A 15,263-nucleotide genomic window follows, 5' to 3' on the forward strand; every position below is an offset into this window, starting at 1 on the left:
ATCACATCCGGAATACGCCGTAGGAGACAGGGTCGAGTGGGGCCTGCGCGCAGACCGACAGCGCCAGCCCGAGCACGGTGCGGGTGTCGGCGGGGTCGATCACACCGTCGTCCCACAGCCGGGCAGTGGAGTAGTACGGGTTGCCCTGCCGCTCGTACTGGTCCCGGATCGGCGCCTTGAACTTCTCCTCGGCCTCGGCGGTCCATTCGTCGCCGAGTTGATCGCCCCGGACCGTGGCCAGCACCGAGGCGGCCTGTTCACCACCCATCACCGAGATACGCGCATTCGGCCACATCCACAGGAACCGCGGCGAGTAGGCGCGCCCGCACATCGAGTAGTTGCCGGCGCCGTAGGAACCGCCGATCACGACGGTGAGCTTGGGGACCCGGGCGCAGGCCACCGCGGTGACCATCTTCGCGCCGTGTTTGGCGATGCCGCCGGCCTCGTAGTCGCGGCCGACCATGAAGCCCGTGATGTTCTGCAGGAACACCAGCGGGATACTGCGTTTGTCGCACAGCTCGATGAAATGCGCCCCCTTCTGGGCGGATTCACCGAACAGCACACCGTTGTTGGCGACGATACCGACCGGATGCCCGTGGATGCGGGCGAACCCGGTGACGAGGGTGCGGCCGTACTCGGACTTGAACTCCTGGAATTCCCCGCCGTCGACGACCCGGGTGATCACCTCGTGGACGTCGTAGGGCGTGCGCAGGTCCACCGGGACCACGTCGTAGAGGTCGGTCTGCGGCGCGATCGCGTCGACCGGCTCGGCGATATCCCACGGGCTCGGGGCCTTCGGGCCGAAGGTGCCCACGATCCGGCGCACGATCCGCAGCGCATCCTCGTCGCTGTCGGCCAGGTGGTCGGTGACACCGGATGTGCGCGAATGCAATTCGCCGCCGCCGAGTTCCTCTGCGGTGACCACCTCCCCGGTCGCCGCCTTCACCAGCGGCGGGCCACCGAGGAAGATCGTGCCCTGATTGCGCACGATCACCGCCTCGTCGCTCATCGCGGGCACGTAGGCGCCACCGGCGGTGCACGATCCGAGCACCGCGGCGACCTGAGGGATCCCCTCGGCGCTCATGGTGGCCTGGTTGTAGAAGATCCGCCCGAAATGTTCGCGGTCGGGGAACACGTCGTCCTGGTGCGGCAGATGCGCGCCGCCGGAATCGACCAGATAGAGACACGGCAGCTTGTTCTGCAGCGCCACTTCCTGGGCCCGCAGATGCTTCTTGACCGTCATCGGGTAGTAGGTGCCGCCCTTGACCGTCGCATCGTTGGCGACGATCACACATTCCCGGCCCGATACCCGCCCGATGCCGCCGATGACACCGGCACCCGGACAGTCGTCGCCGTACATGCCGTCGGCGGCCAGCGGCGAGAGTTCCAGGAACGGACTACCGGGGTCCAGCAGCCGGTCCACCCGCTGCCGCGGCAGCAACTTGCCCCGGGCCAGATGGCGCTCCCGGGCCCGCTCGGGTCCGCCCAGCGCTGCGGCCGACAATTTCGCGCGCAGCTCGTCGAGCAGCGCGAGGTGCGCGGCCCGATTGCCGGTCTGCACGTCCTGCGTAACGGTCATCACGCCATCCTGCCCATTTGGTTAGTGGCCAATAACTGAAATCCAAGATAATCTTGACTAACTGAAATGTCCAGAAGTGCCGACAGGAGGGGTGATGGGCAGCAGCGATGCGGTCGCCCCGACACGCCGCGAGCAACTCAAGGCGCAGCGGCGGCAGCAGCTGCTCGATGCGGGTGCGCGATTGATCGCCGATCGCGGTTATCCCGGTGTACGGCTCGATGATCTGGGTGCGGCGGCCGGAATCAGCGGCCCGGCCGTATACCGGCACTTCCCCAACAAGGAAGCGGTGCTGGTGGAATTGCTGGTGGGGATCAGCACCCGGTTGTTCGACGGCGGGAAGGCGGTGACCGAGCGGGCCGGGTCGCCCGGCGAGGCGCTGGCGGGCCTGATCGACTTCCATCTCGACTTCGCACTCGGTGAGCCCGAACTGATCCGGATCCAGGATCGCGATCTGGAGAGCCTGCCCGAGACCGCCCGGCGTCAGGTACGCCGGCTGCAGCGGCAGTATGTGGAGATCTGGGTCGCGGTACTGCGTGAACTACACCCGGACCTGCCCGAACCCGCCGCCCGGGTACGCGCACACGCCACCTTCGGTCTGATCAACTCCACCCCGCACAGCGCCTCCCCCACACTCGCTGGACGGGCCCGGCCGATTCTGCGGGAAATGGCATGGTCCGCGCTGAGCTGACGGTGCCGGGCCGGATACCCATTCAGTCCCGGCGCAGTTCCTGATCGGCAGTGGACAGGACCGAGTGCAGTCCGAGATACACCACCGGCAGTAGGGCCATGGTCCATGCCGCGGCGAAAAGCGGTGTGGCGAACTCGATCTGAGACTTCCATCGCACTCGTGTCCCCGAGGGGTGGTCGTCGAAGGTGACCTCGCCGGTCTGATGCCCCAGCGGCGGAAAGGATTTCAGGATCCGATAGCGGAAACAGGTCGGCGGATCGTAATCCACCATCTCTTCGGTGAGACGCAGCAGCGGGGTCACCAGCAGCCGGACCGCACCGATTCCGTGTTCGGAGATATTGCCCGGACGAACCGGGGTGACACGGCGAATCACCGGAACACGTTGGTAATTGGTGGCGTCGCTGATCCAGTCGAAAACATCTACGCGGGGTGCCCGGACGATTCGTTCCACGTCCAGCGTACGCATCGAGATTCCCTTCGCCGCCACGTCTCGAGTCCACTCGATCGGCGGGCGGCCGATCGCATTTCGGGTCCAGCGGAGCCTACGGCTCCCCCGTCCCGGCGGCCAGGGTTGGGCACGGAACCGATGCGGTTTCGAGACGAGTCGGCAACCACACCGCGCCACTACCGTGATGTCGGTAACGTGGGCCTCGTCACGACCACCCGGAAGTTTCCGGAACCGGCGGTAACACCGAGCATCCACCGCCGACCCGATCGCTACCATGGCTTTTATGAGTGCCGAGGAATGCAGCCCTACCACCATCGGGTCGGAGCAGTGACCGTACAGCGTGGCACCGCGAGCCCCGCAGAACAGCCGACAACAAAGCCGGCGGAGCGGGTGATCCGCCGACGCCCCAAGAACCGTCGTGCCCAGATCGCGGCAACCTCGGCGGCCGCGTTCGGATCCCTGGGCTATCACGGCGTCAGCATGGAGGACATCGCGTCCCGGCTGGACATCTCCTCGGCCGCACTGTACCGGCACTACCCCAGCAAGTACGCACTGTTCCGGGAGGAACTGCTGCGCCTGGGTGCGCTGACCGTCGAATCGACCGCCGTCTCCCCCGAGAACGCCGACCTGCCGATCGAGCAGCGCATCGACGGTGTGCTCGACGCCATGATCGCCGCGACCATCGCCAACCGGCCGACGGTGACCCTGGCCCGCTGGGAGGGCCGCTATCTCGACGCCGATGACGGTGCCACGCTGGACGAGCAGTTCACCACCTCGATCCGCGCACTGGCCGATCTGTGCGGTGAGTTGCGACCCGAAGCGACGCGGGCGGATCGGCTGGTGCGGGCCGTGGCCATTCTCAGCATCGTCAGCAGCATCGGCGACCACCATGCCGGCCTGCCGGTGAAATCCCTTACCTCCGTGCTGAAGTCGGCTTCCTGGTCACTGATCCGGGCAGATCTGCCGCAGAGTTCGGCACCGGCGCACACGCCCCGCCCGGCGGAGATTCCGCAGTCCTTCAAACATGAACTGCTGCTGAAGAAATCGGTGGAGCTCTTCCACGAGCGCGGGTACCCGAACGTGAGTGTGGAGGACATCGCCACGGCAGCGGATCTGTCGGCGGCCTCCGCGGTGTACCGCTACTACCGCAGTAAGAGCGATCTACTCGCAGCGGCCTTCCGGCGTGCGGCCGATCGGGTGTCCGGCGCGATCGGCCCGGCCACCGCCGCCTCGAACTCGCCCGCCGAGACACTGTCCACGCTGATCGACCTCTATGTGACGGGATCATTCGCCGAGCGGGAGCTGACCTTCGTCTACTACGCGGAATTCAGCCATGTACCGGCCGAGGAACGCACGGTGCTGCGCAACATTCAGCGGCTGATCGTCGCGGAATGGGTCAAAATGCTGGTCGCGGTGCGCCCGGAACTGTCCGAGGCACAGGCGCGCATTCTGGTGCAGGCCGGATTCGCGCTGGTGGTCGATCTGGGACGGGTCTTCGACGACGAGAAGGGACTCTGCCCACCCGAGCGGGTCGGTGCGTTGGTCGAGACCATCCTGTTCGGGCAACCGCGCACCGGCAGCCGATAACCGCAACCGGATGCGTCCCGGTCGGGACGAACCAGGTCAGGACGGGCGCAGTATCGGTGGATGGAGTACCTGCGCGGGCCCGGCCCGGTACAACTTGGCGGGCCGGCCACCGTCACGCGTGGTGGTAGCTCCGGTGGATATCACGAACCCCGGGGCAGTGGTGACCTTGCGGTGGAAGTTGCGTGGATCCATGGCCGTACCCCATACCACTTCGTAGACGCGGCGAAGTTCGGCCACTGTGAACTCGCGGGCACAGAATGCCGTGGCGAGCGGAGTGTTCTCCAATTTTGCCCGGGCTCGTTCGACACCGTCGGTAAGTATGCGGCGATGGTCGAAGGCCAACCGCCCCTGTTCGGCCAGCAATTCCGGCACCGACCAGATTCCTGCGGCCGTTGCGTCCGAACCCGCCTGCGGGGCAGGAAGATTCGGTGTCATTGCCAAATAGGCGGTACTGATGACACGGCCCCGCGGATCACGACCCGGTTCACCATAGGTCGCGAGCTGCTCGAGCGGCATTCGGTCACCGCGAATTCCGGTCTCGTCACGCAGTTGCCGCACTGCCGCCGCCGAGAGACTCTCCTCGGCCCGAACGAAACCACCAGGTAATGCCCATCTTCCGCGATAAGGAGCATAGAGCCGCTGAATCAGAAGCGCACACAAAGTGTCGTTGGCAGTGTGACGAGTCCCCAGGGTCAATACCACCAAAGCGACCGAGACCCCTGCATTGAGGCGAAAAGCACTGCCCATAACGGCATTGTAATCGTCGCTCCGATGCCGAAACGCCGCTGAAATCACACACCGTGGTGCGGGCCCGCCCGACGGGCCCGCATCGGGTTCAGGCGCTTGCCGCCACGAAGACGAACGGCCCGAATTCGTCCACATTGCCACCGGTCCAGTCCCAATGCGAGACCGGATCGACAACCACACCGTCCTGCAACAACAACCGCCAGCCGCCCTCGTCGTGTTCCCAGACATCACCGTCTACATCGACGTACAGACCGCGAGCGACCGGTTCCGCACTACCCCGGACCGCGCAACCGGTGGCCGCATACCTGCCCAGCACCCCTTCCCCGGGCCGGTCCGAATGAATACCACCACCCACCAGAGCCTCATCGGCCAGCCGCGCGACCGCGCGTGCCATTGCCACGAATCGACCCACCGGAACAGCCATCACCTGATCGGTTTGCACGAACGAGTCTCCCGCCTGCACATCATCGGATAGGTTCACTGCTTCCGGTCCGCCGGGCCGGATACGAATCCTGCTCTGACTCATCATTTCCCCTGCCTTGCGCCGGCGAATTCACTCGCTGCGATAACTGACGGACGAACCATTCGAAACCTCCCCATCGATGCAGGTTTACCGGTCTCAGCCTTACCCATCTCACTTCTGGTTCACTTCCGGTCACACCGGTTCGGTCCGAGCGGTCGGTTCCCGAGGCGACGAAGATCACGCCGCGACGGGAAAGCTCATCCGGGAAGCGGCACCGAATCACTGAATAGTTGATCGAGCAGACGGACGCAATCCACGGGCGTAGGAACGACCGGGCGACGTAGGACCGGAATCCCTGCACCGCAGGTGAAAAGAGAGGAACGCACGCACCCCACACCATTAATCCTACTGAACGGAAACTTTATAACGATTCCGCAACTGCGAGGCTAACGTTGGACAGGGTCATTAATTTATAGTACAGATTCTGACTTAAATCAGGTGTCCATCGACTGGCTCGTCAGACCACAGCGAACCGTCACGGAAGGGTGTCCGGGGATGTCGCAGTCGCAGGGGGTTTAAGCATGGCTGACCGGCGTATCCATGTCTTGGGGCCGATGCATATCTGCTTCGATGGCCGGCCCGTCCGGCTGGCGGGGCGGCTGACCCGCGCGCTACTGGCTCGCCTGGTCATCGCACGAGGACGTGCAGTCTCCACCGACCGTCTGGTCGAAGAATTGTGGAACGGTGAACCGCCGTCGAAGGCCACCGCCGTACTGCAGGTGCATGTACACAACCTTCGACGGCTGTTCGAACCCGACCGACCGGCCCGCGCCCCGGCGACCGTGGTGGTCTCCGAGGGCCTCGGATACGCGCTGCGCCTGCCCGATACCGATGTCGACGCATGGCAGTTCGAATCGCTGCTGGACGAATATCTGCGGGTGATCCGCGCCGAGCATCCGCCCGAGCCGGCCGTTCGCCTCCGGATGCTCGACGTCGCACTGCAATGCTGGGACGGCCGGGCACTGGAGAGTTTCGCCGACTACGCCTGGGCCGCAGCAGAGACGGAACGGTTGACCGATCTACATCTGACCGCCGGAGAGATGCGGGCCGAGGCGGCGCTGGAACTCGATCGCACCACCGAGGTGATCGGCGCACTGCGCTGCACCGTCGAGGAACGGCCGGACCGCGAGGAGAGTGTGCGATTGCTGGCTCTGGCCCAGTATCGGCTGGGCCGCCAGACCGAGGCGCTGGCGACCTTGCGGCGCACCTCCGAGTTCCTCACCCGCGAAATGGGTCTCGACCCCGGGAGCCGCATCCAGGCACTGGAGACCGCGATCCTGAACCAAACCGATCCGAGCAGCGCCGGCGCGGGCCCCACGGCAACGATCACCGCCGCCGGTCCGGCGACGACCGCAGCGGAATGCGGGTACTCGTTACAACGGGAGCTCGCGCTGCAGGCGTCGCTCGAGGCCGCCGAACACGGCGCCCGGCTGGTCTGGGTCTGCGGCGGACCCGGTTTCGGTAAGACCACACTCACCAGCGCCGTCTCCACCGAACTGACCCGACGCGGCTGGACAGTGGCCACGGGTAGCTGCCCGCAGGTCGAGGGCGGCCCGCCCGCCTGGGTGTGGGCCGAGATCGCCACCCGCTTCGGCGCCGATCCGGACGCGCGCCCCGATCCGCTCGGGCCGTTCGAGATCGCGCAGGTACTCGCCGGTCGCTGCCGGACCGCGATGGCCGACGGCCCACTGCTGCTGGTGCTGGAAGATCTGCACCGCGCCGACAAGGCCACCATGCAGATACTCCGCCAAACCGTCAGCTGGTTGCACGATCAGCCGCTGCTGGTCATCGCGACGCTGCGCACCACCGAAGCGCCCGATACGGTGCGCGAATCGATGGCCGCTCTCGCCGAGCCCACCGCGGCGTACCTCGAGTTGGCCGGAGTCGATCCGGAAGGGGTGCGCGCCATCGCCCATACGGCCGGCCTCGCCGACATCGGCAGTGACAGCCTCACCCTCCTGCACCGCCGCACCGGCGGAAATCCGCTGTTCCTGCGCGAACTCACCGCGGCGATGGCCACCGGGGCCGATGTCCGCGACCTGCTGCCCACCACTCGCGGCGTCATCGAACAGCAACTGGCCCGATTACCCGGCCCGGTGCGTGATGTCCTCGCCCACGTCGCCGTCTGCGGCGACCGCGTCGATGCCGCGACACTGGTATCGCTGACCGGCCTGGCCGAATCCGTGATCATCGAGCACATCGGCAGCGCCGAGCTGGCCGGGATCGTCGCCATCGATCACGACGGGCGAATCCGGTTCGCCCACGACCTGATCCAGGACACCGTACGCGCGAGCATTCCGCAGTTGCGTCGAATCCGGATGCAGCGCAGCGCACTGGAGTTACTCGACGAACAGACCTCTCCGGAAGGCACCGCCGTAGCAGTATCGGTCGACCAGGGTCATTGTGCCGTCGCCCTGGACAGTACCGATATGGTTCTGGGTCGCATCGTGACCGGCCCGGTCGATGAGATCCTCGCCGATCTCGCCTCCGCCTGTGGCGACTGTACCGCCGTGTTACGCAACCGTGCCGCCGCCCGGCGCTTGCGCAACAGATTCCGCATCGAGCTGGCCGCCGAGCCGTGACCGGCGCCGGGCGCCCGCCGCCGCGCCGTGACGTGCCGATGCAGGGGAGGTTCGGTGGCTCGTCACGGCGCGGTATCCGGTGGCTCGGCTGTCTATTCGGCTCGCACGCGCATGGCTTCGATCAGCGAGATGGGCCGCATATCGGTCCACTGCGTTTCCACATAGTCGAGGCAGACCTGGCGCGGACGCGGCCCGTGCGCGACCGTCCACCCGCTGGGAACGGCCGCGAACACCGGCCACAACGAGTGCTCACCCTCGGCGTTGGTCAGGACGTAGAACTCGGCGGCGTCGTCGTCGAACGGGTTGCTCATCCGTTTCCTTTCTCGCAGAGTGGTTCCCGGCAGCACAGCAAGCGACACCGGCGGTGCGGGCCCTCGGGATACGGGCCCGCACCGTGCTCAGGCTCCCGGTGTCACCGAGATCGCCGAGCCCGACGCCACCATGTTGGCCAGTGCGGTGAGCAGGTCGCTGAAGCCGCTGCTTCCGGTATCCATCTGTCGTAGCTCCTTCGTTCGGTATCTGCTGTTACTGCGGGGTGTAGGCCAGGCTCGAACCGGTGCTGAGGAATTCCAGCACCTGGGAGATGAGTGCGGCGTAGTCGAGATCCATCGGGTATTTCCTTCTCTCTTTCACGGTCCGGCCGCCGGATCGGCTCCGGCGGCCGTACGGAACCTCGCCGGTTCCGGGCTGTGGGGTGACTATCAGTGGTGCGGCTGTTCGCTCAGTGCCGCACCGATTTCGCGGAGCGCGACGGTCGAGGTCATTCGCCAGTGGGTGGCAGGCAAGCGACGCGATCGCACCACGCCGCTCACCGCCGCGGACCACGGTCGCGCCCCGGATTCGCTGGTGACATCGTGTGCTGCAACGAAATACGTCATATCTCCGTCGTAGACACCGGGCCGATAGCCGGCCGCGAGCTGCACGGATTCGACTGCCGCCGCCAGAATCGAGGTGATCCGTTCGTGCCCCAGCGCCGAGAACGGCTCCGGCAGACCCGCCAGCCGGTCGGCGATCTCGGCGACGCCCATGGTTTCGGGAAGCCCTGCGGCGGTCCCTGATCCCTGGATCTGTTCACCCAGCAGGCCGCCGAGCAACTCCGAGATCGCCACCGGCGCGAACTCCCCTGCCGACCCCGATGACTCGGCAGACCCGTCGGCCCCGAGCCGGCTGTCCATCACGGCCAGTTGTGCGACCTGTTCACCGTCGGCTTGCAGGCGCACCGCGACGGCATGAGCCAGCACCCCACCCAGCGACCAGCCCAGCAGGTGGTAGGGCCCGTGTGGCTGGACCGAGCGGATGGCGTCGACATAGCACTGGGCCCAGGTGTCGATGCTGTCCGGCAGTTCGCCGCCGGTGAGCACCGGCGACTGGAGGCCGTACAGCGGCCGCTCCACCACGGCCCCCAATCCGGCGAACGACCAGGCGATGCCGCCCATCGGGTGCACGCAGAACAGCGGTTCGCCGGTGCCGGCGGGGCGTAGCGGCAGCACCACCTCGAAGGCCGCGGCGGGGTCGATCGCACCGCGATTCAGTTCGGCGACGAGCGCCGCGGGGGTCGCCGCCATGAATACCGCCGGCACCGGAACCTGTCTGCCCAGCGCCTCGGTCAACCGCGCGGCGAGCGCGGTGACCAGCAGTGATGTTCCGCCGAGTGCGAAGAAGTCGTCCTCGAGTCCCACTCGGTCGCGTCCGAGCACGTCGGCGAAACCTGCACACACGAGCCGCTCCGTTTCGGTGCGTGGCGCGCGGTATTCGGCGGACCGGAACACCGGTTCGGGCAGTGCCCGGCGGTCGAGTTTGCCGTTGGCCGTCAGCGGCAGGTCCGCGAGCACCACGAAGGCCTCCGGCACCAGATACGACGGCAGCGAGCGCGCCAGCGTGGCCCGCACCGCCGCGGTGTCGATCACGCCCGCGGCGGGGACCAGATAAGCGACCAGCCGGTCTCCGCCGTGACCGTCGGCCTGCGCGACTACCGCGACCTGTGCGAGTGCCGGCAGTGCGCGCAGCGCCGCCTCGATCTCTCCCGGCTCGATCCGGAAGCCGCGAACCTTGATCTGGAAATCGGTGCGCCCCCGGTATTCGAGTTCGCCCGCGGCGTTCCAGCACACCAGATCACCGGTGCGGTACATACGCCGCCCGGGTTCGAACGGGTCGGCCACGAAGCGTTCGGCGGTCAGCCCACCGCGGCCGTGATATCCACGGGCCAGCTGGGCGCCGGCCAGGTACAGCTCACCCGGCACTCCGGCCGGCACCGGCTGCAGACGCGAATCCAGCACGTACACCCGACTGTTCGACTCCGGGCGCCCGATCGGGACGGTCGCGATATCGGCCTCGCCGACCGGGTGCACCGTAATCGACACCGCGGCCTCGGTGGGGCCGTACAGGTTGTACAGCCGAGCGGAACCGGCCGCCCGCAGCCGCTGGGCGGTGGCCACGGGTAGCGCCTCGCCGATGGCCAGGACCCGCCGTACCGACGCGGGCAGGCCGCCTTCGACGGTGAGCAGCGCATCCAGCATGGATGGTACGGCGTGCACCGTGGTGACACGTTCGCGAGCCATCAGCTCGGTGAGGTATACCGGATCGCGCTGACCGTCCGCTGCGGCGAGGACCAGCCGCCCACCGGCCACCGTCGCGGACCAGAACTCCCACACCGAGAGATCGAAGGTGGCCGCGGTTTTCACCAGCACGCAGTCGTCGGCGCCGATACCGAAATAGGTGTTCTTCCACAGCAACTGGTTGACAACGGCGCGGTGTTCGACCGTGACCCCCTTGGGCCTTCCGGTGGAACCGGAGGTGAAAACGACATAGGCGGGGTGGGCGGGGCGCAGCGGTGCGCACCGGTCACGGTCGGTGATCGGCGCATCCGACAGCGCGGTGAGATCCAGTGCGTCCACCTCGATCACCGGACTTCCGCAATCACCCAGCACCACAGCGGTTTCGGTCGTGGTGAGCACACAGCGGGGTGCCGCGCTCCGCAGCACATAATCGATCCGTTCGGTCGGCGCATCCGGATCGACCGGCACATAGGCGCCGCCGGCGACGCTGACCGCGTACATCGCGACGACCAGCTCCCTGGATCGGGGCAGTGCGAGCACCACCCGGGTCTCGGGGCCGACGCCCAGCGCGATCAGATGCCGCGCCAGACGGTTCACCTGCGCCGCCAGATCGACGTAGGCCACCGTGACACCGTCGGCGGTCAGCGCCGGTGCCGCACCGGCCGCCGCCACCGACGCCTGCCACAGGTCGGGCAGTGTCGAGTCGGTGGCGACAGCGAGATCGGCGGTGTCGTTCCAGGTTTCGAGGATCTGCGTCCGCTCGGCGGGTGCGAGCAGCTCCACCGCCCCGACCGGGCGCACCGGATCCGCGCTCACCTGCTCCAGCAGGCGCACCAATCGGGCGGCGAACCCGTCCACCGTGGCGGCGTCGAACAGCGCGGTCGCATAGGTGAGGGAAGCGGCCATGCCCAGCGGGGCGCCGGTGTCGTCGTAACGGTCGGTGATCACCAGATGCAGATCGAATTGTGATACCGCGGTATCGAATTCGGCCGTGCTCACGGTCAGCCCATCCAGCACGAACTCCGCTGCGGTCTGATTGTGGAACGAGAAACCGACCTGGAACAGCGGATGCCGCGCGCTGGAACGGACCGGATTGAGCGCCTCCACCAACCGTTCGAACGGAATGTCGGCATGGGAGAACGCCGCCAGATCGCCGTCGCGCACGGTGTCGAGCAGTGCGGTGAATCCGGCGGCCGGATCGACCTCGGCGCGCAGCACCAGAGTATTGACGAACATGCCGACCAGATCGTCGAGGGCGCGGTCACCGCGGCCTGCGATCGGGGTGCCGATCGCGATATCGGTGCTCGCCGACAGCCGTGCCAGCAGCGCCGCGAAGGCCGCGTGCACCACCATGAACAGCGTCGCGCCCCGTTCCCGGCCGAGCTCGGCCAAGCGGGCGTGTAATGCCGCATCCACCGCGAAATCCACACTGCCGCCGGCGGTGGACACCGTGGCGGGCCGCGGCCGGTCGGTGGGCAGCGTCAGCTGATCGGGCAGTCCGGCCAGCGTCTCGGTCCAGTACGCCAGCTGTCGCGCGGCCGGTGCGGCGGGATCGTCCTCGTCGCCGAGCACCGTGCGCTGCCACAGGGCGAAGTCGGCGTATTGCACCTGCAGTGGCGCCCATCCGGGGGCCGCTCCCGCCCGACGCGCGGCGTAGGCGGTCATGACGTCCCGGGCCAGCGGCACCAGCGAGGATCCGTCGGCGGCGATGTGGTGAACCGCGACGACCAGGATGTGTTCGGGACCGGATGCGTCGGTGACGGCGAACAGGCCGGCCCGCAACGGCACCGCGGCCGTCACATCGAATCCCACGGTGACGAATCCGGACACCGCCGCGATCGTCTCGTCGCCTCGCAGCGGCTGCGGCTCCAGATGTGGCACGGGAGCCTCGGCGATCGGCAGCACCCGCTGCACCGGACCGGATTCGGTGCGCGGGTACACCGTGCGCAGCACCTCGTGCCGGGCGATGACATCGGCCAAGGCCAGGTTCAGCGCGGCGACGTCGAGATGCCCGCTCAACCGGACGGCCAGCGGGATCGTATAGGCCGCGGACTGTTCGTCCATCCGGTTGAGCAGCCACATGCGCTGTTGTGCCGGAGACAGTGGCGCCGGTTCGTCGGTGCCCCGTGGCACCAGCGCGGCCCGCGCCGGACCACCTAGCGTGGCGGCCTGCGCCAGCGCGGCGACGGTGGGATGACCGAACACGGTACGTACCGGGACGGTGGTGCCGAAGGCGGTCCCGAGCCGGGCCGCCACCTGGGTGGCGGTCAGGGAATTACCGCCGAGGGCGAAGAAGTCGTCGTCCGCACCGACGCCGTCGGTGCCCGGCAGCCCGAGCACGTCGGCGATGATCCCGGCGACGGTGCACTCCGCCGCGGTGCGCGGCGCCCGGAACTCGGCGACCCGGAATACCGGTTCGGGCAATGCTTTCCGATCCAGCTTCCCGGTCGGGCTGAGCGGGATGCGGTCGATCACCATGATCGCGGCGGGCACCATGTAGGCGGTCAGACTCCGGGCGGCGTGGGCGGTGAGCTCGTCCACATCGATGGTGTGGCCCGGCTCGGACATCACATAGGAGACCAGTGCCGCTTCTCCTGCACGGTCATGGTGGGCGACTGTGGCGGCGAAGGCGACCGTACGGTGCGCACCCAGCACGGCGTCGATCTCCCCGAGTTCGATGCGCAGTCCGCGGATCTTGACCTGATGATCGGTGCGCCCGACGTATTCGACCACGTACTCGCCGTCGCACCTGCCCCAGCGCACCAGGTCACCGGTGCGGTACAGCCGGCGGCCGGGGGCGCCTAACGGATCGGCGACGAATCGCCCGGCGGTCAGGTCGGGGCGCCCCTGGTATCCGCGGCCCAGGCCCGGTCCGCGCAGATACAACTCACCCGTGACGCCCGGCGGTACGGGCTGCAACCGGTTGTCGAGCACCACCGCCGTGACGCCCTCGATCGGTGCGCCCATGTCGAGGCGGTCACCGGGCCGTTTGGGCGCGCTGGTCGTAGCGATGATCGTGGTCTCGGTGGGTCCGTACCCGTTGTGGAATTCGCGGTCCGCGGCCCAGCGGGCCGCCAACTCCGGGTCGTAGAACTCACCGCCCACCCCCAGACACCGCAGCTCCGGGAGCGCGGTGGGGTCCAGCGTACGTAGCACCGAGGGTGTGATGAAGGCATGTGAGACTCGCTCGTCGCGCATCAACCGGGTGAGCTCTGCCCCACCGAACACCTCGACCGGGGCGATCACCGCGGTCGCCGCACCGGAGAGGGCGAGCAGCAACTCCAGCAGGGAGACGTCGAAGCTCGGGGATGCCGCGTGCAGCACCCGATCGGTGGGCTGCACACGGTAGAGGCGCCGGTGAGCAGCCATGAAGCCACCGATGCCGGCGTGGGTGAGGACGGCCCCCTTCGGCCTACCGGTGGTTCCGGAGGTGAAGATCATCCACGCCGGGTTCTCCGGGCGGATCGGCCGGACCAGTTCCGCGGCCGAGATCGGCGCGTCCGAGGTACGACCGAGTCGCTCGGCCAGTTCTCGATCGCCGAGGACCAGGCGCGGACCCGGCAGCGCGGAAGCGTCTTCGATCGTGGTGATGCCCAGGACCGCATCGGAATCGGCGAGCATATTGGCGATGCGATCCGCAGGATAGCGGGGATCGACCGGGACGAATGCGGCTCCCGATTTCGCCACCGCCCACCAGGCGAGCACCGCTCGTATCGAGCGGGTGATCGCGATGGCCACGAAATCGTCGGCACCGACACCGGATTCGATCAGTACCCGGGCCAGCCGATTGGATTCGGCATCGAGTTCGGCATACGTCATCTCGATTTTCCCCTGGCGCACGGCGATTCCGCCGGGGTTGCGCCGCGCCGCCGCGGTGACGACTTCGCCCAGCAGGCGGACCGGAGCGGGGCGGACCGGGCGCGGGTCGAGCAGCGCACCGCGTTCGGCCGGGGACAACAGATCCAGATCGCCGACCGGCCGATGTGGTTGGGTGAGGACCGCGCCGACGAGTCGTCCCAGCCGTCGCAGCAGCGCCGCCGCGGTGCTCTCGTCGAACAGATCGGTGGCGTAGGTCAGCTCCAGAGGCAGATGCCCGTTGCCGTCGAGGCCGTCCGAGACGGTGAACTGCAGATCGAATTTCGCGGCAGCGTGGTCGAATTCGACCGGTTCCAGCACCAGCCCGGGCACGGCGTGGGTGTGCGCACCGCGCCCGAAATAGCTCAATGCCACGGTGAACAGCGGGTTGCGGTCGGCGGTGCGGGCCACACCCAGCGCGTCGACCACTCGGTCGAAGGGCAGTTCGGCATGGGCGAAGGCGTCCAGGTCGACCGTTCGGGTGTGGGCGAGTACCTCGCTGAAGCTGTGGCCCGGTTGTGGCCGGGTACGAAGGGCCAGCGTATTGACGAACATGCCCACCAGATCGTCCAGTGCGCCGGCACCCCGACCGGCCACCGGCGTCCCGACGGCGATATCGGCGCTCCCGGACAGCCGGGCCAGCAGCACGGTCAGTGCGGCATGCCACACCATGAACGGCGTGGCACCGTGTGCCTTCGC

Annotated in this window: 9 protein-coding genes; 3 read left to right on the forward strand and 6 right to left on the reverse strand. The window is 67.6% G+C overall.

Going from position 1 to position 15,263, the window contains the following annotated elements:
* Position 1: 1 nt before the first annotated feature.
* Positions 2-1,579, reverse strand: coding sequence for a carboxyl transferase domain-containing protein (locus NV2_RS05810; protein ID WP_067870248.1), 1,578 nt, complete (start codon positions 1,577-1,579; stop codon positions 2-4).
* Between the two features lie 94 nt (positions 1,580-1,673).
* On the opposite strand from NV2_RS05810, the gene NV2_RS05815 reads away from it, so the two are divergent.
* Positions 1,674-2,267, forward strand: a complete 594-nt coding sequence (locus NV2_RS05815; protein WP_067870250.1) for an SACE_7040 family transcriptional regulator — start codon at positions 1,674-1,676, stop codon at positions 2,265-2,267.
* A 22-nt stretch (positions 2,268-2,289) separates the two neighbouring features.
* Here NV2_RS05815 and NV2_RS05820 read toward each other — a convergent pair whose 3' ends face one another.
* The gene (locus NV2_RS05820; RefSeq protein WP_067870414.1) at positions 2,290-2,733 is read right to left on the reverse strand and encodes an SRPBCC family protein; all 444 of its coding nucleotides are present in this window, start codon (positions 2,731-2,733) and stop codon (positions 2,290-2,292) included.
* A 309-nt stretch (positions 2,734-3,042) separates the two neighbouring features.
* Here NV2_RS05820 and NV2_RS05825 point away from each other — a divergent pair, with 309 nt between their 5' ends.
* Positions 3,043-4,302 carry a TetR/AcrR family transcriptional regulator gene (locus NV2_RS05825; RefSeq protein ID WP_067870416.1) on the forward strand — a complete coding sequence of 420 codons (1,260 nt, stop codon included), beginning with the start codon at positions 3,043-3,045 and terminating at the stop codon, positions 4,300-4,302.
* A gap of 36 nt (positions 4,303-4,338) precedes the next feature.
* Here NV2_RS05825 and NV2_RS05830 read toward each other — a convergent pair whose 3' ends face one another.
* Together NV2_RS05830 and NV2_RS05835 are read right to left on the reverse strand one after the other, a co-directional pair.
* Complete coding sequence (locus NV2_RS05830; protein WP_307613040.1) at positions 4,339-5,184, reverse strand: NUDIX hydrolase; 846 nt, start codon at positions 5,182-5,184, stop codon at positions 4,339-4,341.
* The gene (locus tag NV2_RS05835; RefSeq protein WP_067870254.1) at positions 5,138-5,530 is read right to left on the reverse strand and encodes a hypothetical protein; all 393 of its coding nucleotides are present in this window, start codon (positions 5,528-5,530) and stop codon (positions 5,138-5,140) included. Before NV2_RS05835 ends, NV2_RS05830 begins: the two co-directional genes overlap by 47 nt.
* 563 nt (positions 5,531-6,093) lie before the next feature.
* Between NV2_RS05835 and NV2_RS05840 the strand changes: the two genes are divergently transcribed.
* Positions 6,094-8,154 (forward strand): ATP-binding protein, encoded by a 2,061-nt coding sequence (locus NV2_RS05840; RefSeq protein WP_084473931.1) that lies wholly within the window; start codon positions 6,094-6,096, stop codon positions 8,152-8,154.
* A gap of 92 nt (positions 8,155-8,246) precedes the next feature.
* On the opposite strand, the gene NV2_RS05845 is transcribed toward NV2_RS05840, so the two are convergent.
* Positions 8,247-8,465 carry an MbtH family protein gene (locus NV2_RS05845; protein WP_067870258.1) on the reverse strand — a complete coding sequence of 73 codons (219 nt, stop codon included), beginning with the start codon at positions 8,463-8,465 and terminating at the stop codon, positions 8,247-8,249.
* Positions 8,466-8,855: 390 nt separating this feature from the next.
* Positions 8,856-15,263 (reverse strand): non-ribosomal peptide synthetase (locus tag NV2_RS05850; protein WP_281198521.1); only part of this gene is annotated, 6,408 nt, incomplete at its 5' end.

Source organism: Nocardia vermiculata NBRC 100427 (assembly GCF_001613265.1).
GTDB lineage: Bacteria > Actinomycetota > Actinomycetes > Mycobacteriales > Mycobacteriaceae > Nocardia > Nocardia vermiculata.

Excerpts from the sequence above, each read along its gene's own strand:
- NV2_RS05810 (WP_067870248.1), bottom strand. The coding sequence starts at position 1,579 with ATGACCGTTACGCAGGACGTGCAGACCGGCAATCGGGCCGCGCACCTC.
- NV2_RS05815 (WP_067870250.1), top strand. The coding sequence starts at position 1,674 with ATGGGCAGCAGCGATGCGGTCGCCCCGACACGCCGCGAGCAACTCAAG.
- NV2_RS05820 (WP_067870414.1), bottom strand. The coding sequence starts at position 2,733 with ATGCGTACGCTGGACGTGGAACGAATCGTCCGGGCACCCCGCGTAGAT.
- NV2_RS05830 (WP_307613040.1), bottom strand. The coding sequence starts at position 5,184 with ATGTGGACGAATTCGGGCCGTTCGTCTTCGTGGCGGCAAGCGCCTGAA.
- NV2_RS05840 (WP_084473931.1), top strand. The coding sequence starts at position 6,094 with ATGGCTGACCGGCGTATCCATGTCTTGGGGCCGATGCATATCTGCTTC.
- NV2_RS05845 (WP_067870258.1), bottom strand. The coding sequence starts at position 8,465 with ATGAGCAACCCGTTCGACGACGACGCCGCCGAGTTCTACGTCCTGACC.